Raw genomic sequence first — 17,505 nt, 5'->3', positions numbered from 1 at the left:
AAAATACAAAATTTAAACGATAAAAACAAGTTAATTATTTGATTATCAGATAATTATAAAATTATTTTTGCACATATAAAAAACAAAAAAGTCGGAAGAAAATCTTCCGACCATGACTAGTGTTAAGCCCTCTTTTTTTGTTGAAGGAAGGGTTATTTATCCAATTAATTCAAATTAATTACACAGCCTGTCGATCTGGCTATGCTAGGGATTCTTGTTGTGCATGAATGTTTTTTGGTCGAAATTTATACATTTGTATATGCTATCGTTTACGGAATTCTTCACTAAAAAGAAAATTGACATCAATGCTTTACAGAAAGGTATGCCTGAGCTATATCAAGAATTTGATAGGGATTATGCCTTGATGGGTGAGAAGAGTTTTGACCATACTAAGAAGTTTTGGTTCAATAGGCTCCGCAAAGAGTATCTTTTAGAAGAAATCGAAATAGTTGCACCTCAAAAGGCGGAACAGAAGACGGAGACTATTGCCGTAAGCACGGATGGCAATCCTGCTGCAAAGCCAACTGGCTTTAAGCCGAAATTTAAAGCGGCTCAGGTTAAATCACAGGAACCAACAAATATCACTGAATCAAAGGAAGAACTATCAGAAGAACCCGCTGCAAAAACACCTTCGGGATTTAAGCCGCGTTTTAAGGCTTCTAATCTAACTAAAAAACAGGATGATACTGTTGATATCAATCGTGCTAACGAGCCTAATACTGATTCAGATATACCTTCTGAAACGGAACCTTCTGAAGCTATTAAGCCGAAAGGGTTTACGCCAAGGTTCAAAGCAAGCAATCTGCCTAAAAAGGTGGAGGAGAGTCCATCAAAAGAGTCAGAAAGCTCGGTTACGGATCAACCTAAAGCCGAAGAACCAAAGGCTGATGCTGAAGCCTCCAAGCCGAAAGGTTTTACACCAAGGTTCAAAGCTGGCAATCTACCTAAGAAGGTGGAGGAGAGCCCATCAGAAGAGTCCGAAAACTCGGTTAAGGATCAACCTAAAGTCGAAGAACCAAAGGTTGATGCAGAAGCCTCCAAGCCGAAGGGGTTTACACCAAGGTTCAAAGCAAGCAATCTTCCAAAGAAGGTAGAGGTGAGTGCGTCAGAAGAGTCCGAAAGTTCGGTTACGAATAAACCTAAAGTCGAAGAACCAAAGGCTGATGTAGAAGCTTCCAAACCGAAAGGGTTTACACCGAGATTTAAAGCCGGTGTTACAAAAACAAATGCTAACCAGGAAAATAAGGAATCCCAACCAGAATTATCATCTAACAAAGAAGATGATAATTCTAATGATACCTTGTCAAAACCTCTAGGTTTCAAGCCAAGATTTATCGGAAGGAAACCATCAGGTCAAAATGACAATGATGAGTAGAAAGAATGTGGAAACTCTTATTTATTTTATATTTTTAGATACAAAATTGACTTTAAACTATGTTAAAAGAAGAAAGGCAAGCCTATATTATTCACCAAATTAATATACACAATAAAGTTCTGTCCTCAGATTTGAGCGTGCAATTGAATGTTTCAGAAGATACCATTCGTAGAGACTTGAACGAATTGGCGGAAAGTGGAAAGGTACTTAAGGTATATGGTGGTGCGTTGTCAAAGTCCTTTCAGTATCCATTTCAAGAAGGAAATGTTTATGCTAAAGAGGCGAAGAAAGAGATTGCCTCTAAAGCGATTTCCTTAATTCAAAGCGGGATGAATATACTAGTTGGTGGCGGGACAAGTATGATAGAGTTAGCACGCCTAGTACCAAAAGATATTCAATGTACATTCTTTACCATCAGTCCTTTGGTTGCTCTAGAACTTGCTGAGAAGGAGAATTTAGAGGTTTTCTTATTGGGAGGGAAATTATCAAGAAATACAAACGTAGTTTCAGGTTCGCAAGTAATCAACGAGCTCTCAGACATCAAAGTTGACTTATGTTTATTAGGTACAAATAGTCTTTCCGTAGAAGAAGGAATTACTGACTCAGATTGGGAAGTCGTACAGATAAAAAAGGCAATGATTAAAAGTTCTCAAAAATTAGGAGTTTTGAGTATTGTTGAAAAATTGAATTCAAATCAGAAACTTCGAGTTTGTCAACTTAAGGATATCACCTATTTAATTACCGATTTAAATCCTAAGCATCCAAGTTTGGAAGAATTTAGCAAACAGGTAACAGTGATTTAATGCTGGTTTTTACCAAAAGTTTTTTCACGAATGGCTCTCTCAACGAGCCATTTGTTGCTTTCGATAAATAGATTGTGCCAGATTAAATTATAATCAATTCCTCGGTTAAAAAGAGTTCGCTTGGCATGCTTCAATAATTTTTTCAAACTGTAATCTGAAAGACCGTTAAAGGGTTTTGCGTAATAAGATGCATGGTGCTTCTCCCAATCTTCGACAGCTTTTTGGTTGACATATTCTTCGTAATCCTTACTGTTCAGTTTTTGTGAGAGGGGTGCTACAAAATCTCTAGAAAATTCAAGCTCATTTAATTCAATGGTTTGATCCTTCTTCTCGATTATATGCAAATTGTAGGATTTGAGTTCTTTGTCTTGAAAATTCAATTCCAATACCCCTCCTGTATTCCATTGAGGGTGATTAGCGGGATAGTCAAAATAAAAGTTACCTAAGCTATAGGCAATTAGCTTTCCTTGATATTCTTCTATTCCTTGAACGATATGGGGGTGATGTGCGACAATAACGTCGACGCCAAGATCTATCAATTCATGATATCTATTTTTCCATTCGGGAATAGGAACATCCAATAATTCTACTCCGGCATGAATCTGCACGATTAATACATCCACCTGATTTTTATACGTTAAGATATCTTGATTGACTCTTTTAGCGTTGATCCAAGCATGTCCAAATTCACGGTCTCCATTTAATGCCCCATAACCATTCTCTCCGTATGCCAAGAAACCGTAGCTTACGCCATCCTTAGTTCTTACCTGCATTGCGTAGGCTTCTTCTTCGTTGCCAACTCCTATTATTTCTGATTTTGGAAACTGCTCCATTGTATTTAACAGAGCTTCTTTGCCATAGTCATTGATATGGTTGTTTGCAAGGGAAAAGAAGTTAAAGCCTAGTTCTTTCACCCATTTGGCAGCATCTCTATTTTGAGATACATGTGGGCCAGTTTTTTTAATAGCCTGTCCAAATCCTTTTAATGGAGCTTCAAAATTGCAGGATTTAACGATAGCTGATTCAAACAGCTCCTTTATTCCGGAAGAGAATATGGGCTGTTTCTCACACACGATGTCTCCGGCAAAAACAAATTTATGATTGGACATGGGCAGCATTTCTTTTCAACAATAGCGTTTCAATTGGCTTTATGGTAATATAAGCAAAATATGCATTCAGTAATTCATTTTTAGCTCCAAGGAGCTTCAGAACTCCTTTTACTTTTGGCGTATGCATTAAGGTTTGGAAGATTTTTTCTTTTGGACCGATATGCATTATTTTCTGGTTGATCCACTGTAAATATTCCGGATTTAAAACCTCTCGGAGCAAGTTTTCATCCAAAGGATCTAATCGCTCGTTCAGTAATGCATAATAGTTGAGGCTATTCTGATAGGTATATTTATGCTTTTCTTCCTCGAACAGTAAATTATTCTTTTTAAAGAAATCTCTTTGCCATGCTCTATTTTCCTTTCTTGCTACAGGTAAATTTAACATTGCTAATGCAATATCTTCGTCGACGAATGGCGAATATCCAGGGTATCCCATTTTGGAGGGTACGGAAATAAGATATTGCAACATCATCATTTTTGTTCGCATGGCTGTGATAATTCGGAAGTCAGGTGATTTGAGATGATCTTTTTGCTTATCAAAAATAGGTTCTACAATGTTGGTATAATCCACATTCATTGCCAGTTTAGAGTCAGCACTCATTCCATGGGTATAACCTAAAGTTCTATAAGACGCTGCGCTGTCTATCAAAGGCACTTTTACAGCCCCCGCCCAAGCGTCACCAATTATACCACTTAGTAAATGCATTGGATTTCCGGATTCGAGACTCTTGATTTTGTCATAAAACTCCATATGATAGGTGCCGGATGCAGCGACCGCCGGACCAAACTGATCGTACCATTTGTTCATATAGACGTTGAATTTTCCCAATGGAATTCGCTTCCACTGAGTTCCAAGTCTCTCGGAAAGTAAACCTGCGTAAACCGATTCTCTCGATTCATCCTGATTAAGGGATGTCCCGTAGGTATAGGCATGGATTCTTGATTTATCCTTGATCAATACGTTCATTAACCTGGAATCAAATCCTCCACTGGTAGGAATTAAAATATCGTCTTTAAAGCTGTCTGCCCAGTTGTTAACAGCGTCGCTGATTTTTCCAAGCACATCATCTTCTTTCGTTTCCTTAGCAAGTAATTGTATGGTCTTGTCCTCAGTTTCAGATATGCTAAGTTTCCCATCTTTGAGAGATAGAACTTGGTTGGGCAAAAGATATTGGACATTCTTAACAGCTGTATGACCAAAAACACTATATCCAAAATCCAGATAAGCAGCTAAGCCCTCAAGATCAATTTCTAAATTGGCATAGTCAATGACATCATTGATGTCATGGCTGTATTTTCCAGTATTTAAATTGTAAAATACGGTTTGATAACCTACCCAATTTCCTTTTGCTACTTCCATTAATGTTTCTTAATTAACTTCTTTTTTATTAATCCCAAGACCTCTAACCAGATTTCATTTTTCAACAAATGATTGGCTCCTATATATATAATTACGAAGATAAGGCTTTGTATGATGACCAATAGGGTATATTGGGAGATAAGGTTGAAGTAAAGAGGGAGATAGGCAACAGATGCCGCAATGGCAGAAATGATAAATGATGGGGCTAGATCTTTTGTTTGCAATAATAGATTGTAACCATACACTTTTGCGCTCATGATACTTGCGATAATATAGCAGATAATTCGCACGATGATTAAGCCTGAAGCGATTGCAACCAATCCTTGTTTATAGGTAAAAAATAGAATGATAAATGCTAGGGATATTTTAATTATTTCTAAACTTAGGAAGTATTTCGAACGGCCCTTGATGCTTAAAAAATTTGCGTTGAGGTCAGTAAAAGAGGTGAATAAGCCTGCAAAACATAACAATTGAAACAAAACTACGGAAGGAAGCCATTTTTCAGTTAGGACAACCACAAAGGCAGGTTTTGCAACACAAATTGCTAAAAAACTAACGGGAACCAGTATAAAAGCTAAGGAGGACATGGATTTACGGCATGCATTTAAAAATCTAGGTAAATCATCCTGTATGGGCGTCAGCGTAGATAGAGTGGTTCCTTGAATAATTGCTGTAATCATTTGCCCAGGTGTTTCTCCCCATTTATTTCCATTATAATAATATCCTGCTTCCATTGTCCCAAAATGCTTTCCAATAAAAGAAGAATAGAAAGGAGAAAGTATTTTTCCAATCATATTGGAAACCATGTAGGATAGAGAAAATGAAAAATGAGTTTTTAGAGATGCTGTGCTATAGGTTAAATTTAATTTCCAGTCTCCCCAAATCCACAACATAACCGTTCTAAAAACAGTATATAATAGGGGCTGTAGGATCAATGCCCAGACGCCAAATCCCAATAATGCTAAGGTAATTACGATGATACTGGAAAAGAAGATCGACAGCAAGTTAATCCTCGCGGTAATATTGAATTGAAAGTTCTTTAAAATTTTAACATACTGTACAATTCCAAATGAATGCACAATAATCTGAAGAAATAAAACCCGAGCATATAGCGCTAATCCTGGAACTCCATTGTAGGCCTCGATATATGGAGCGGCAAAAAATAGGATCAGATAGAGGATTGAACTTATTGCAAGGTTGAAAACAAACATGCTGGAGTAGTCTTTTTCATCAACAACCTTGGTTCTGACTAGTGAAGTAGCCAGTCCGCTATCCACAAATGAGGTTGCAATGACACTAAAAATAGCAAGCATCCCAACGATACCAAAATCCTCAGGCAGAAGTATTCTGCCGGTGATAATCAATACAATAGTAACGATTGCCTGATTACCAAAGCGATCTAAGGCATTCCAGAAGAGTCCCTTTAAGGTGATGTTTTTAGTGTTTTCGCTCATGTATTTGATTAATCAGCAAATTTAGGAAAGATTCTTGTACAGAATAAGAAAAAAGCATTATACTTAATGCTTTACAGGATTTACTCATATATTTGATTTAGAATTAGTTTGATTTTCCTTATTACATGTTAGCACCAATCGCTTTATTTGTTTATAATAGACCCGTTCATACCCGTAAGACCTTAACTGCTCTAGAGGCGAACACCTTAGCTGAAGAGTCTGATATTTATATTTTTTCAGATGGGGCAAAGAATGCCCAGCATGTGGATGCTGTCAATCAGGTACGTTCCATCATACGGGAGCCATGGAAATTTAAGCATATCTACATTATTGAGAGGTCTCAGAATAAGGGGCTTGCAAACAGTATCATTGAAGGGGTTACTCAAGTCGTTCAGAAACATGGACGGATTATCGTACTTGAAGATGACCTGGAGACATCAGCATATGCGCTACAGTATTTCAATGATGCTTTAAACCAGTACCAGGATCAGGAAAAGGTGATGGAAATCTCGGGATATATGTATCCGGTTGAAAAACCCAAGAAATTGCCACAATCCTTTTTCTTTCGGGTAGCGAATAGTTGGGGTTGGGCGACATGGGATAGAGCCTGGAAGCATTTTAACCCTGATATTGAAGAATTGACCAAAGATTTTAAGCGTAGAGATAGGAAGGCATTTAGTGTCGATGGGACTGAAAATTTTTGGAAACAGGTGAAGCAATTTAAAGCTGGAAAGATTAATTCATGGGCCATTCGATGGTACTTATCCATATATAATAAAGGCGGGTTAGCCTTATACCCTCGATTTTCTTTTATCCAAAATACCGGTACAGATGGTTCTGGTACTCACTCGGATGTCGATAAAGTGTATCGCGTTGAGCTATCAAAAAAACCAGTTCGTAAATTTCCGGTCATTGTTGAGGAAGATCCTTTAGCATTAGCTGCAATCAAGCATTTTTATAAGAATCGTAAAGGGACATTTTTTGAAAGGCTCGCCAAATTCCTTGAAAAGAAAATCCTAGAACGTAAAATGCGTAAGGTTAAATCTTAGTTTTCATCCAGATTTTTAAAGAATAATGTTCTCTTCGTTTTGGCAACTAAGGCATACCCTTTTTGTAGCATCAGCTGAAAAACCTCAGATTTATTTAAGTCAGCAATAGCCAGCTCTTCTTCAACCAATACATAGGTCGGCCTATATTGTTGCCAATCATTGCTGTTGAGAACAATCAAGTCAAAACCTTCAGCATCTACAGATAAGAAATCGATCTTTTTGCCTTTCGGAACATGTTTTTGCAGAACATCTTTTAAAGGTAAGGTGGGAACAGGGATAGTTTTTGTTAAATGGTACCTTGCATTCAATCCATCTCGTCTTTCGGAAATTTCTTTTGAAAAACCATTCAATGCAGGTTCATTAAAGCAATAATAGGTTAATTCCTGCGGGCTTTCACTAATTCCGATGTTTAAATTAACATCTTTGCTTCGAAACCAATTGAACCATTTCATAGCTTCTGGAGAAGGCTCAATGTTAATGCCGCGCCAGCCTTTTTTATAAAAGTAATTGGTATTGGAAAACCGATAAGGATGGTGTGCCCCAACATCAACATAAAATCCTTTATAGTTTTTTCGCCCTTCATAGAAACCACGAAGAACCATATCTTCTCCTTCTTGTGAGAATGATCGTGCATGAAAGAATTTATGAATCGGGAAATAGGACAAGATAGCCTTCTTCAGTTTTGACATTTGGGCTTAAGTTTATTCAATTGTTAATATTATGCACTTAAAGTACAATTAATTTTATTTAGCTACGCATTCAACCTGAAAATTTAAGGAGCTTTTAACAATTGGCCTTGAGAAATTATCCTGATTGCAAAATTTTGAAACACTTTTATATGGCGTTAATTGTAATCAAATGCCTATTTTTGCGTTGTTAACTCATATTAATAATTCCTTAAGCATGGCTTATCCTAAGGTTTCAATAATTACCATTGTCTACAATAATGTTCGTGATATCGGTTTTACATTAGCTTCTGTTGATGAGCAAACCTATCCAAACATTGAATACATTGTTATAGACGGAAAGTCTACGGATGGAACCTTAGCGGTTATTGAAGAATATAAGGACAGCATCAATATCTTGGTTTCTGAAAAGGATCAGGGTATTTATGATGCAATGAATAAAGGATTGGCATTAGCTACAGGTGATTATGTGCTTTTCTTGAATTCAGGAGATGAGCTTTATTCTCCGAATACTTTGGAAAAGGTATTTGGCAATGAAGACAATGCGGATATCTATTATGGAGAAACAAGATTAGTCAATGAGGATCGGGAAATCATCGGTGACCGTAGGCATAAAACACCAGAGCACTTTGATTGGCAATCCTTTAAATACGGAATGAATGTTTGCCATCAGGCAATTTATATTAAGAGAAGCTTGACTTCCCCCTATGATCTACAATATAAATTAAGTTCAGATATCGACTGGGTAATTCGTGCGGCTAAACAAGCTAAGAAAGTGGTCAATGTAAAGGAATATGTTGCGAAATACTTGGTTGGGGGCATGTCCCAACAAAGACATAATCAGAGCTTGAAAGAAAGATATGAGATCTTTAAGAAGTATTACGGATTTGTTCCGAACCTAATTAATCACGGTGTAATCGCTGTGCGTTTATTGTTACATCGCTTTAAGAATGGCAAAACAAGAGACTAATTTTTTAGATCCCAATATTTTGGTTGAGTTGGCCAATCTTAGAATGCCTTTTGGAAAATATAAAGGATATCTATTGGTTCGTCTCCCTGAACCTTATTTAGCTTGGTTCAAACAGAAGGGTTTTCCACCTGGGAAAATGGGTGTTCTGTTGGAAACATTGTATGAAATAAAACTCAATGGCCTTGAATATTTATTAACTCCGTTGATCAAAAAGTGATGAAAGTCAATTTTTGATCGTTCAATTTTTTTATCTTTGCATCATAATTTTAAACATTAAACGCCGTTTGCAGCGGTATCAATGAATATATGACACAATATCAAACTTTGCTGTACTATTGTTACAGCCCTATCGAGAACGCAGAAAAATTTGCGGAAGATCATTTAGAATTTTGTAAATCCCTTGGCCTTGTTGGACGTATTATCGTTGCTGACGAAGGTTTGAACGGAACGGTTTCTGGAACAGCAGAGGCCACTAAAGCATATATGGAGCATATTCATGCCGATCCTAGATTCAAAAAAACAGAATTTAAGATTGATGATGTTGAAGAACTATCCTTTATCAAGATGCACTGTCGTTACAAAGATGAAATCGTACATTCAGGACTTCGCAACCCATCCGAGATTGATCCTAACAAACAAACGGGAAAGCATTTGGAACCACAAGAGTTCTTGGCGATGAAAGATCAAGAAGACGTGGTTATTTTGGATGTTCGTTCAAATTATGAGCATAATGTAGGGAAATTTAAGAATGCTGTTACATTGGACATCGAGAATTTCCGTGAGTTTCCTGAAAAAGTGAAAGAACTTGAACATTTGAAAGGTAAGAAAATCCTTACCTACTGTACCGGAGGTATAAAATGTGAAAAGGCATCGGCATTATTGCTGAAAGAAGGATTTGAAGATGTTTACCAGCTGCATGGAGGTATTATTAAATACGGAAAAGAAGCGGGTGGTGAAGATTTTGAAGGAGATTGTTATGTTTTCGACAATCGCGTCACTGTTCCTGTCAATTCAGTTAATCCGTCCGTTGTTTCTACCTGTAGAAACTGTGGAAAGGTGACGAAGAAAATGATAAACTGTGCGAATCCAGAGTGTAATGAGCACTTTACGCAATGTGATGACTGTGGATGGGAATTAGATGGATGTTGTTCGGATACTTGCAAAGAACATCCTAGAAAACGGGAATATGATGGAACTGGATATTACGTCAAAGTTCCTCAACCTGTGAACATTGATAAAATTTCTAAACGCAAGCATAAAAAGTTAGTTAAAAATTAAAAGTTTATTAAAATATTTAGAAAAATCCATTTATCTTTCATTAGGTAAATGGATTTTTTTATAAACACTAATTAGAAAAGAAAAATGGATAGTCAAAAAGTAGATATGTTTTTAATATCGAACAACAAATTTTTTGAATCATATCATTTAATGGAAATCAAGGACTTATTGTTAAAAGCAGATGACAGCAAGTTCACGAATGTGCAAATTCAACAATATAAAGATCCAACTACGGTATTAATCGTATCATTATTGGCAGGAACTTTTGGAATTGATCGCTTTATGATTGGAGATACAGGTCTAGGGATTGCGAAATTATTAACCTGTGGAGGATTGGGCATTTGGACGATAATTGATTGGTTCTTAATTATGGGCGCAACAAAATCTAAGAATTTTGAGAAATTAGTAACTTCCTTAAGTTATTAATAGATGGTGAATCAAAGAAACAGACTGTATTTTATAACAGGAATCGTTTGTTTCTTTGGTATCATTTGGCTTATCCTAGATTACTTTAATAGTTCTGAAGTTACGGTATGTCCTTTTAAACTGGTTACCGGATATCCTTGTCCTTCATGTGGTACCACAAGGTCTATCTCAGCTTTGCTCCATGGAAATATTGCGGAAGCTTTCATGATCAATCCATTGGGAATCCTGTCAAGTCTTCTCATTTTGAGTGTTGTTGTCTTGTTAATTTTAGATTTGCTAATGAAAAAGGACTATTATTTCCGTGTCTACCGTCAAGTTGAAAAGTTCCTTCAAACTCATCAAGTTTTTAGTATAGTTTTAATATTATTGGTCATAACAAATTGGATATGGAACATATCGAAGGGGCTATAAACTTTAGCCCAAGAGAAGTTACTGAGGATGAGCGTGAATATGCATCTAATAGTTATTTGATGTCCCTGTTTGCACTTTTTGTGGGCTTACCTCTTCCTATCTTTAACCTTCTTGCTACCGTGATTTTTTATTTAGGAAATCGGAAGTCTACTAAATTTGTGAGGTGGCACTGTACACAAGCATTGATTTCACAATTCTCCATTTTCTTTTTTAATACAGCGGCTTTTTGGTGGACAATAGCAATAATTTTAAACCATAAAGAGATCACGGATGCATATATAGCTTATTTAATTCTTATTTTATTGTTAAATGCAATTGAAATAATATCGACAATTTATACTTCCGTCCAAACTAGGAAAGGTATTCATGTTCGTTGGTTTTTATTTTCGGATATCACTGATAATCTAATGAAGAAATGAAAATATTGGGAAAATTTCTATTGTTGCTAGGGGGGATTGCAGTTTGCTATCTTTTACTGTTGCAAGTGAATTGGACAACGATCTTTCAAGTAAAGGAAAATCGAGATCGGCTAGAGGAAAGATTGGGAAAAGTGGTGTTGGAACAGGTAAAAGATATGTATGATGTCATTGAAGACGAGGACGTCAATTCCACGTTGGATTCTATCTTTATTCCGCTATTAAAGGATAACTATATATCAACAAAAAATTATGATTTATTCTTGGTGAAAAGCGTTGAAGTTAATGCTTTTGCATTGCCTGATGATAAAATTATAGTCACCACAGGATTGATTAATTTTTTAGATAGTGCGGATTATCTTTCAGCAGTTTTGGCGCATGAAGTTGCCCATTGCGAAAAAAATCATGTCATGAAATCTTTGATTACTAATTTTGGACTAGATCTTTTACTATCTGGTTCCGGGACGGGCGAGGTTACAAATTTCGTGACAGGGCAGGCCTTTTCCAGAAAATTGGAAAAAGAAGCTGATGAAATGGCTGTGGAATATTTAGATGCAGCACGGATCAATCCAACTAGTATTTCGAAAGTTATGGATATGTTTGACGTTTACCTCAGTTCCGATGATGATGTAAGCTGGATTTCTTCTCATCCCGTACCATCAGATAGGAAGAAATATTTGAGCCAAAAGATTGATAGACTGAAAACTAATCCCAAAATGTACAAAGAAGCGCTATCTTCTGAATCTTGGAAAAGCCTAAAAGATAGAGTTTCATCTTCTTTAGATAATGAATCCTGAATTTAATTAAAATCGATCTCCTCTTTCTCTTCTGTCACCTCCTCCAGCAAAACTTCTCAAGTTGTAGTTCATGCTTAAGAGAAAGTATCGGGTTAAGGTATTTGATGTGATATTTGAAATTGATGTCTCAGAGACTCTTCTGTTAATATTCTGAGCATTATTGAAGAGATCAAATGCCTTCAAAGAGATTTCAGCATTTCTTTTCTTGAATATTTTGTAGCCTACTGAAGTGTTTAATAGGTTGGTAGCTATACCTGGACTCCCCATAATTCCACCATTGTAATAATAGGAGAAATTGTAGCCCAAAACAAAGTTTTTAAACAATTCTAGATTCAATGAGTTGCTGATGCGGTGATTGGTAATTTTATAGTGCTGAATTTGACTCATAGGATTATTCGTGAAATTCATATTGAGGTTATAATTAAATCCAATTATTATAGTCTTACTAAAATTAGTAAATAGGCCAACATGCTGACTAAAGCCATAGCTATGGTTCGGCATTAGCTCTTTATTCAATATGGCATAATTCCTATTATAGTACATATTATTGTTGAGGTTCAGATTGAATCCCCATTTTTTTAGAGGTAATCCATAATTATTATTTGCCCTTAATTGGAACACTCCATCTATGTTTTCAGGCGTTGAGTACTGACCACCGGCACCTAGAATTATATCTTCAAACAGCGTTATGGTACTGTCTGTGGTCATTGTGGAATTTATAATCTTATTGTTTGTATAATCAAAGTTTAGATTGCTGTTAAAGCTTCGTCCATTGTTACGATTGATGTCCCGGTATTGAAGTCTTAAGCGATGGGTGTACTCCTGGCTAAGATTAGGATTACCATTGCGCACGAATAGTTCATTGGAGTTGTCGATGTAATCTTGTAATTGGTCGATAGATGGCGTATTTGTGCCAGCATTATAATTGAACTCTATGTTTCTTTCTTTCGTAAAATAATAGGCTACAGTCATTTCAGGTAGAAAAGCACCAAAGTCTGCTGTCGTCTTTAGGTTAACAGGAACTGTTCTGTTATTGATTCGGATTCCTCGTTCATAATTCAGTCCTACTTGAAACCTGAACGTATCTTGCTTATTATATGAATAGGAAACACCGGTACTGTGATGATTGAAGTCATTCCTAAATTCGTTCGAGAGTCTTTCGTTGAGTTCTTCATATTGTCCCGTTTCTGCAAGGAATTCCATGGTTTTACGGTCTGAATAATTGCTGGTATTTCTGAACCCATAATTCGCTTGAAATCTAGAGATTTTAGAAACATTGTAGGTGTAGGATAGCCTTCCGTTGTACCCATTTCCATAACCGTTGGTGACACTTTCACGGTTATTGGTGTCGATACGGTCCAACACAGCGTCTTTGTAATATTGGTTGAAGGCTAAGGTTTTCCCTAATGCTTCATTACTACTCTTGTTCCCATCTAAATTCAAGGAAATTGTCTGCCCTGCTTTTCTAAAGCGGTGCATATAGGTCAATGATCCTCCGAAACTGAAGTTTTTATTGTCATTATTGAAATTCCTGTTTGAATTATTCAAGGGTTCTTCACTACCTTTTGTCATGGAGCTGGTAGAACTGTTGAGCATTTCTCTTTTATTGTAAGATAAATTAGGATTGATATCCAAGCGATTCATGCTATCAATATCCCATTTTAGTCGTCCTCCTAGATTGTGTTCTACATTGCCATTATCACCTATTTGATGTTGATTTTGGAATTGATTAGCTCGACTTCCAGTAGTAAATTCAATATCGGAAAGCGTATTGGTGAAGGTGCTGCTATTTCTGAATCTGTAATTCCCGTTTACCTCAAGTTTTTTGTCTAGAAAAGTGTTGGTGTAATTGGCCGCTGCGGCATAGGTGTCAGAAAGCCCTCGATCGGTATTGTTATTTCCTCTTCTAAAACCCCCACGCCCTTGTTCTGAAAATTCGGTTTCATTGATGTTGTTTGCCATAATATTAAAGGAGATTTTTTCATCTCCACGAAAGGCATTTACCCCCGAATTGATGGTAAACTTATCAGCATCTCCTTTTCCAGCATTAAATTTTCCAAATACCCCTTTCTTTTTGTCAGGTTTGGTTACTATGTTTAAAACCTTTGACCTTTTTCCGTCATCAAAACCTGAAAATTTAGCCTGCTCACTTTTTTCATCAATAATCTGGAGTTTATCAATAATGTCTGCGGGTAAAGTTTTTAGGGCAACTTTTGGATCTGTACTAAAGAATTCTTTGCCATCGACCAAGATTTTGGTGACCTCCTCACCATGGGCAGAAACTTTTCCATCTTCATCAATCGTTACTCCCGGTACTTGGGCGACCATTTCATCCGCATCAGCGTATTCCTTCGTAGCGAAGTTCCTGGAGTTGAATTCCAATGTATCTCCTTTTACAGCAACATTGGGAGCAGGTGCAATCGTGATTTCTTCTAGCATAATCTCTCCAGGCTCCAAATCAATATTTATGCTTTCATTGTTGCTTTTAACTTCAATTTGCTTCTCAAATCTTTTAAAGCCCAAAAGGGTTGAGGTAACCTGATATTTTCCCAATGCAACCCGATCAAGCGTGTATTCACCCTTGTCGTTTGATTTAGCAGAGCGAATTGTAGAATCTTTAAGGTTGATAAGCTGTATGCTTGCATCTGATAAGCCATTGCCCTTAGTTTTGTCCTTTACTGTTCCTGAAATTCGGACTTGCGCCTGAACAGCAGATACGGTTATAAAGAACATTAAAATAAATGGCAATATGCTTTTCATAATTTAGGTAACTAGGTTTTTTTTCCAATATTATAGCTTTTTGTTGATAGGATGTTTATAATCACAAAAAAGATACAGTGCTTTAGGTGTGGCTGAAAAGGTTTTAGCAAGATATAGCCCGCTATTCAAGGGGCCGACATTAAGAAAAAATGGATATATTTGTCTTATATAATCAATGAAAGAAACAACGCTCAGTAGGAAAGAAAAGATAATGCAAACAGCTCTACAGCTTTTTGCAAGCAAAGGGTACCTTGATACATCAACCAAGGAGATTGCTGCTAAGGCTGGGGTTTCTGAAGCATTAATTTTTAAGCATTTCGGAAACAAGGATGCATTATTAGCCCATATCGTAAAATCAGGTTATCGTAAAGTATTGCTCCATCATAAAGGGATGATGACCTATAGAGGAGCCAAGGATTTCTTGAAAAATATGGTTCAATTTCCAAGTAAATTAGTCGCTGATGATCCGTTGTTTTGGAAGTTGCAGGAAAGATTATCCCATCATAGTTTTTCAAAATCCCAACATGAACTTTTTATTAAACCAGTTCAGCCAATCGTCCATAAGGCTTTTGAAGAATTAGGGTATAAAACCCCGGATTTAGAAACCCAATTCCTATTGCTGGTCATTGATATGCTATGGAAGAAGGAGGCATGCGGCGAATTGGAAAATGCAGCGGAATTGGCGAGGTTGGTTGAAGAAAAATACAGCCTTTAGAACTGCGTGTTTGTGCATGTTATTTTTTAAATATGCAAAATATTTTAAAAAACAACTTAAAATGCCTTATTTCGTATAAACTTTATTGTGATGATTAAGAAACTATTCTGTATTGGGTTATTATCCATGATGCTTATTTCTGCGGTTTTCGCTCAGAATAAGCCAAATTTCATAAATTTTATCAATCAAAAGCATACTTGGGTAGATTCTGTTTTCAATACCTTAACTCCAAAACAAAGAATTGCTCAATTGTTCTTAGTTCGTGCCCATACTAATTTAGGGCAAAAATATATTGATTCAGTGAAGCAGGTCATTGAGAAAGAACAGCTAGGTGGATTAGTCGTTTTTCAGGGTGGACCTGTTCGACATGCCAATATGTTTAACCAATATCAAAAAGTCAGCAAGGTTCCTTTGCTCATTACTTTTGATGGCGAATGGGGATTGGGAATGCGGATGCCAGATTCCACAATTTCTTATCCATACCAAATGACGCTGGGTGCAATTCAAAATAATAATGTCTTGTATGAAATGGGAAGGCAAGTTGCTCGTGATTTCCAAAGAATAGGTATGCACTTCAATTTTGCTCCTGTCGTAGATATTAATAACAACCCAAAAAACCCGGTGATTAACTTCCGTTCGTTCGGAGATAATAAATATAAGGTGACTGCTAAGGCTAAAGCTTATATGGATGGAATGGTTCAAGGCGGTATTTTAGCATCTTTGAAACATTTCCCTGGCCATGGTGATACAGATGTGGACTCACACCATGATTTGCCGCAATTGAAATTTGATAAAGCGAGATTGGATAGCCTTGAGATGTATCCTTTTAGAGAATTAATCAAGGACGGAGCTCCATCAGTTATGGTTGCTCACATGAATATTCCGGCATTGGATGCAACACCAAATATGCCATCTTCAATTTCCAAAAAAGTAGTTACAGATATCCTTCGCAAGGAATTGGGATTCAAAGGCCTCACTGTGACTGATGCTATGGATATGAACGGCGTGAAGAAATTCTTCCCAAAGGGTGAAGCCGATGTGATGGCTATTGAGGCTGGACATGATCTATTGGAAGTTTCTGAAAACAGCGGACGCGCTATTGATTTAATTGAAAAAGCAATCAAGTCCGGCAGAATTTCGCAAGCTGATTTGGACGCAAGAGTTAAGAAAGTACTGGCAACAAAATTATGGTTGGGATTGAACCAGTCAAAACCAGTTAATACCAATAATCTTTACCAAGATTTAAATACTGCAAGTTCTCAGAGTTTAGTTCAGCGTATTTCAGATGCAGCGGTAACTCTATTGAAATCAGACAGAGGCTTGAAAAGATTTGATCCGAGAAGAGAAACATCAATTGTTAGTGTAGGTATTGAAAAACCTCAGGACTTTGAAATTGGATTAGCTAGTCAATTGGGTGAACATGATCAATACTTTATCCGAGGAAATGAAACAGAGGAACAATTAAAGGATTTGATGAAAGACGCAAAAGATAACCGTCAAATTATCTTGGTAATTCATGATAATAGAGCTAGACCTCGCAGCGAGCTGCAACTAAATGATGCGACAAAAGAATTTATTGACAAAATTGCTGGAAGAAGAACGATCTCAGTAATGTTTACAAATCCTTATGCTTTGAACTCCGTGGATGTGATGAGAAGCTCTTCGGTATTGTTGGGTTATCAGAATGATTTCTTTATGCAAAAAGCTGTATTAAAAGCTTTATTAAAACAGATTAAACCAGAAGGTAGATTACCAGTGACAATATCTGATGATTTACAAAATGGTGATGGAATTTAATATCCCTTGCTTAATATAAATTTTATAAAAGCCAGTAATTTTTACTGGCTTTTTTATGTTAAATAGCTTTTGTTTTTAATAGTTTTCTAAGAACAAATG

At 36.6% G+C, this 17,505-nt stretch carries 18 protein-coding genes; 12 read left to right on the top strand and 6 right to left on the bottom strand.

Features of this window, described 5'->3' with window-relative positions; translation table 11 throughout:
* Positions 1–259: 259 nt before the first annotated feature.
* Both E0Y80_RS05810 and E0Y80_RS05805 read left to right on the top strand, forming a co-directional pair.
* On the top strand, positions 260–1,375 hold the full coding sequence (locus E0Y80_RS05810; protein ID WP_156306564.1) for a hypothetical protein: 1,116 nt from the start codon (positions 260–262) through the stop codon (positions 1,373–1,375).
* A gap of 59 nt (positions 1,376–1,434) precedes the next feature.
* Positions 1,435–2,178, top strand: a complete 744-nt coding sequence (locus E0Y80_RS05805) for a DeoR/GlpR family DNA-binding transcription regulator (RefSeq protein WP_156306563.1) — start codon at positions 1,435–1,437, stop codon at positions 2,176–2,178.
* Here E0Y80_RS05805 and E0Y80_RS05800 read toward each other — a convergent pair.
* The 3 genes from E0Y80_RS05800 to E0Y80_RS05790 are packed head-to-tail and all read right to left on the bottom strand — an operon-like array spanning position 2,175 to position 6,101.
* Positions 2,175–3,287 (bottom strand): CapA family protein, encoded by a 1,113-nt coding sequence (locus tag E0Y80_RS05800; RefSeq protein WP_197091490.1) that lies wholly within the window; start codon positions 3,285–3,287, stop codon positions 2,175–2,177. The two genes, E0Y80_RS05805 and E0Y80_RS05800, sit on opposite strands and share 4 nt — an antisense overlap.
* Entirely contained in the window at positions 3,274–4,647 is a 1,374-nt protein-coding gene (locus tag E0Y80_RS05795) for an asparagine synthetase B family protein (protein ID WP_156306559.1), read from the bottom strand. The genes E0Y80_RS05800 and E0Y80_RS05795 overlap by 14 nt, the downstream gene beginning before the upstream one ends.
* Positions 4,647–6,101: a lipopolysaccharide biosynthesis protein gene (locus tag E0Y80_RS05790; RefSeq protein ID WP_156306558.1), complete on the bottom strand. Its 1,455-nt coding sequence runs from the start codon at positions 6,099–6,101 to the stop codon at positions 4,647–4,649. Before E0Y80_RS05790 ends, E0Y80_RS05795 begins: the two co-directional genes overlap by 1 nt.
* 125 nt (positions 6,102–6,226) lie before the next feature.
* On the opposite strand from E0Y80_RS05790, the gene E0Y80_RS05785 reads away from it, so the two are divergent.
* Positions 6,227–7,150, top strand: a complete 924-nt coding sequence (locus tag E0Y80_RS05785) for a glycosyltransferase family protein (RefSeq protein ID WP_156306556.1) — start codon at positions 6,227–6,229, stop codon at positions 7,148–7,150.
* Here E0Y80_RS05785 and E0Y80_RS05780 read toward each other — a convergent pair.
* The gene (locus tag E0Y80_RS05780) at positions 7,147–7,839 is read right to left on the bottom strand and encodes an FkbM family methyltransferase (RefSeq protein WP_197091489.1); all 693 of its coding nucleotides are present in this window, start codon (positions 7,837–7,839) and stop codon (positions 7,147–7,149) included. The genes E0Y80_RS05785 and E0Y80_RS05780 overlap by 4 nt on opposite strands.
* Before the next feature lie 214 nt (positions 7,840–8,053).
* Here E0Y80_RS05780 and E0Y80_RS05775 point away from each other — a divergent pair, with 214 nt between their 5' ends.
* The 4 genes from E0Y80_RS05775 (at position 8,054) to E0Y80_RS05760 (ending at position 10,510) form a co-directional block, all read left to right on the top strand.
* Positions 8,054–8,806 (top strand): glycosyltransferase family 2 protein, encoded by a 753-nt coding sequence (locus E0Y80_RS05775; RefSeq protein WP_156306554.1) that lies wholly within the window; start codon positions 8,054–8,056, stop codon positions 8,804–8,806.
* Positions 8,787–9,023, top strand: a complete 237-nt coding sequence (locus tag E0Y80_RS05770) for a DUF3820 family protein (RefSeq protein ID WP_156306552.1) — start codon at positions 8,787–8,789, stop codon at positions 9,021–9,023. The genes E0Y80_RS05775 and E0Y80_RS05770 overlap by 20 nt, the downstream gene beginning before the upstream one ends.
* Positions 9,024–9,112: 89 nt before the next feature.
* Positions 9,113–10,084, top strand: coding sequence for an oxygen-dependent tRNA uridine(34) hydroxylase TrhO (gene trhO / locus E0Y80_RS05765; protein WP_156306550.1), 972 nt, complete (start codon positions 9,113–9,115; stop codon positions 10,082–10,084).
* Positions 10,085–10,168: 84 nt separating this feature from the next.
* A complete protein-coding gene (locus tag E0Y80_RS05760; protein ID WP_156306548.1) occupies positions 10,169–10,510 on the top strand; it encodes a TM2 domain-containing protein in 342 nt (113 codons plus the stop codon).
* 80 nt (positions 10,511–10,590) lie between these two features.
* On the opposite strand, the gene E0Y80_RS20745 is transcribed toward E0Y80_RS05760, so the two are convergent.
* Positions 10,591–10,752: a hypothetical protein gene (locus E0Y80_RS20745; protein WP_231595947.1), complete on the bottom strand. Its 162-nt coding sequence runs from the start codon at positions 10,750–10,752 to the stop codon at positions 10,591–10,593.
* Between E0Y80_RS20745 and E0Y80_RS20975 the strand changes: the two genes are divergently transcribed.
* Genes E0Y80_RS20975 through E0Y80_RS05745 form a run of 3 tightly spaced genes read left to right on the top strand, consistent with a single transcriptional unit; the run spans position 10,676 to position 12,134 of the window.
* Positions 10,676–10,921: a hypothetical protein gene (locus tag E0Y80_RS20975; RefSeq protein ID WP_394350220.1), complete on the top strand. Its 246-nt coding sequence runs from the start codon at positions 10,676–10,678 to the stop codon at positions 10,919–10,921. The two genes, E0Y80_RS20745 and E0Y80_RS20975, sit on opposite strands and share 77 nt — an antisense overlap.
* Complete coding sequence (locus E0Y80_RS05750) at positions 10,897–11,340, top strand: magnetosome magnetite crystal formation protein family (RefSeq protein ID WP_156306544.1); 444 nt, start codon at positions 10,897–10,899, stop codon at positions 11,338–11,340. The genes E0Y80_RS20975 and E0Y80_RS05750 overlap by 25 nt, the downstream gene beginning before the upstream one ends.
* On the top strand, positions 11,337–12,134 hold the full coding sequence (locus E0Y80_RS05745) for a M48 family metallopeptidase (RefSeq protein ID WP_156306542.1): 798 nt from the start codon (positions 11,337–11,339) through the stop codon (positions 12,132–12,134). Before E0Y80_RS05750 ends, E0Y80_RS05745 begins: the two co-directional genes overlap by 4 nt.
* A 6-nt stretch (positions 12,135–12,140) precedes the next feature.
* On the opposite strand, the gene E0Y80_RS05740 is transcribed toward E0Y80_RS05745, so the two are convergent.
* Positions 12,141–14,894, bottom strand: coding sequence for a TonB-dependent receptor (locus E0Y80_RS05740; protein ID WP_156306540.1), 2,754 nt, complete (start codon positions 14,892–14,894; stop codon positions 12,141–12,143).
* Positions 14,895–15,069: 175 nt separating this feature from the next.
* Here E0Y80_RS05740 and E0Y80_RS05735 point away from each other — a divergent pair, with 175 nt between their 5' ends.
* Positions 15,070–15,609 carry a TetR/AcrR family transcriptional regulator gene (locus tag E0Y80_RS05735; RefSeq protein ID WP_156306538.1) on the top strand — a complete coding sequence of 180 codons (540 nt, stop codon included), beginning with the start codon at positions 15,070–15,072 and terminating at the stop codon, positions 15,607–15,609.
* Positions 15,610–15,699: 90 nt separating this feature from the next.
* Positions 15,700–17,406 (top strand): glycoside hydrolase family 3 protein, encoded by a 1,707-nt coding sequence (locus E0Y80_RS05730; RefSeq protein WP_156306536.1) that lies wholly within the window; start codon positions 15,700–15,702, stop codon positions 17,404–17,406.
* The last annotated feature ends 99 nt before the right edge of the window (positions 17,407–17,505 follow it).

The organism is Sphingobacterium endophyticum (assembly GCF_009733535.1).
Classification (GTDB): Bacteria; Bacteroidota; Bacteroidia; order Sphingobacteriales; family Sphingobacteriaceae; genus Sphingobacterium; species Sphingobacterium endophyticum.
Note: the sequence above shows the minus strand (reverse complement) of the source record. Positions and strands in the feature narration are given on the sequence as shown.

Bases quoted from the DNA above. Each gene is read 5' to 3' on its own strand.
- E0Y80_RS05760 (WP_156306548.1), top strand. From the start codon at position 10,169: ATGGATAGTCAAAAAGTAGATATGTTTTTAATATCGAACAACAAATTT.
- trhO (WP_156306550.1), top strand. From the start codon at position 9,113: ATGACACAATATCAAACTTTGCTGTACTATTGTTACAGCCCTATCGAG.
- E0Y80_RS05800 (WP_197091490.1), bottom strand. From the start codon at position 3,287: ATGTCCAATCATAAATTTGTTTTTGCCGGAGACATCGTGTGTGAGAAA.
- E0Y80_RS05740 (WP_156306540.1), bottom strand. From the start codon at position 14,894: ATGAAAAGCATATTGCCATTTATTTTAATGTTCTTTATAACCGTATCT.
- E0Y80_RS05785 (WP_156306556.1), top strand. From the start codon at position 6,227: ATGTTAGCACCAATCGCTTTATTTGTTTATAATAGACCCGTTCATACC.
- E0Y80_RS05735 (WP_156306538.1), top strand. From the start codon at position 15,070: ATGAAAGAAACAACGCTCAGTAGGAAAGAAAAGATAATGCAAACAGCT.
- E0Y80_RS20745 (WP_231595947.1), bottom strand. From the start codon at position 10,752: ATGAGAAGACTTGACAGGATTCCCAATGGATTGATCATGAAAGCTTCC.
- E0Y80_RS05775 (WP_156306554.1), top strand. From the start codon at position 8,054: ATGGCTTATCCTAAGGTTTCAATAATTACCATTGTCTACAATAATGTT.
- E0Y80_RS05810 (WP_156306564.1), top strand. From the start codon at position 260: ATGCTATCGTTTACGGAATTCTTCACTAAAAAGAAAATTGACATCAAT.
- E0Y80_RS05805 (WP_156306563.1), top strand. From the start codon at position 1,435: ATGTTAAAAGAAGAAAGGCAAGCCTATATTATTCACCAAATTAATATA.
- E0Y80_RS05750 (WP_156306544.1), top strand. From the start codon at position 10,897: ATGGAACATATCGAAGGGGCTATAAACTTTAGCCCAAGAGAAGTTACT.
- E0Y80_RS05770 (WP_156306552.1), top strand. From the start codon at position 8,787: ATGGCAAAACAAGAGACTAATTTTTTAGATCCCAATATTTTGGTTGAG.
- E0Y80_RS05795 (WP_156306559.1), bottom strand. From the start codon at position 4,647: ATGGAAGTAGCAAAAGGAAATTGGGTAGGTTATCAAACCGTATTTTAC.
- E0Y80_RS05745 (WP_156306542.1), top strand. From the start codon at position 11,337: ATGAAAATATTGGGAAAATTTCTATTGTTGCTAGGGGGGATTGCAGTT.
- E0Y80_RS05730 (WP_156306536.1), top strand. From the start codon at position 15,700: ATGATTAAGAAACTATTCTGTATTGGGTTATTATCCATGATGCTTATT.
- E0Y80_RS05780 (WP_197091489.1), bottom strand. From the start codon at position 7,839: ATGTCAAAACTGAAGAAGGCTATCTTGTCCTATTTCCCGATTCATAAA.
- E0Y80_RS05790 (WP_156306558.1), bottom strand. From the start codon at position 6,101: ATGAGCGAAAACACTAAAAACATCACCTTAAAGGGACTCTTCTGGAAT.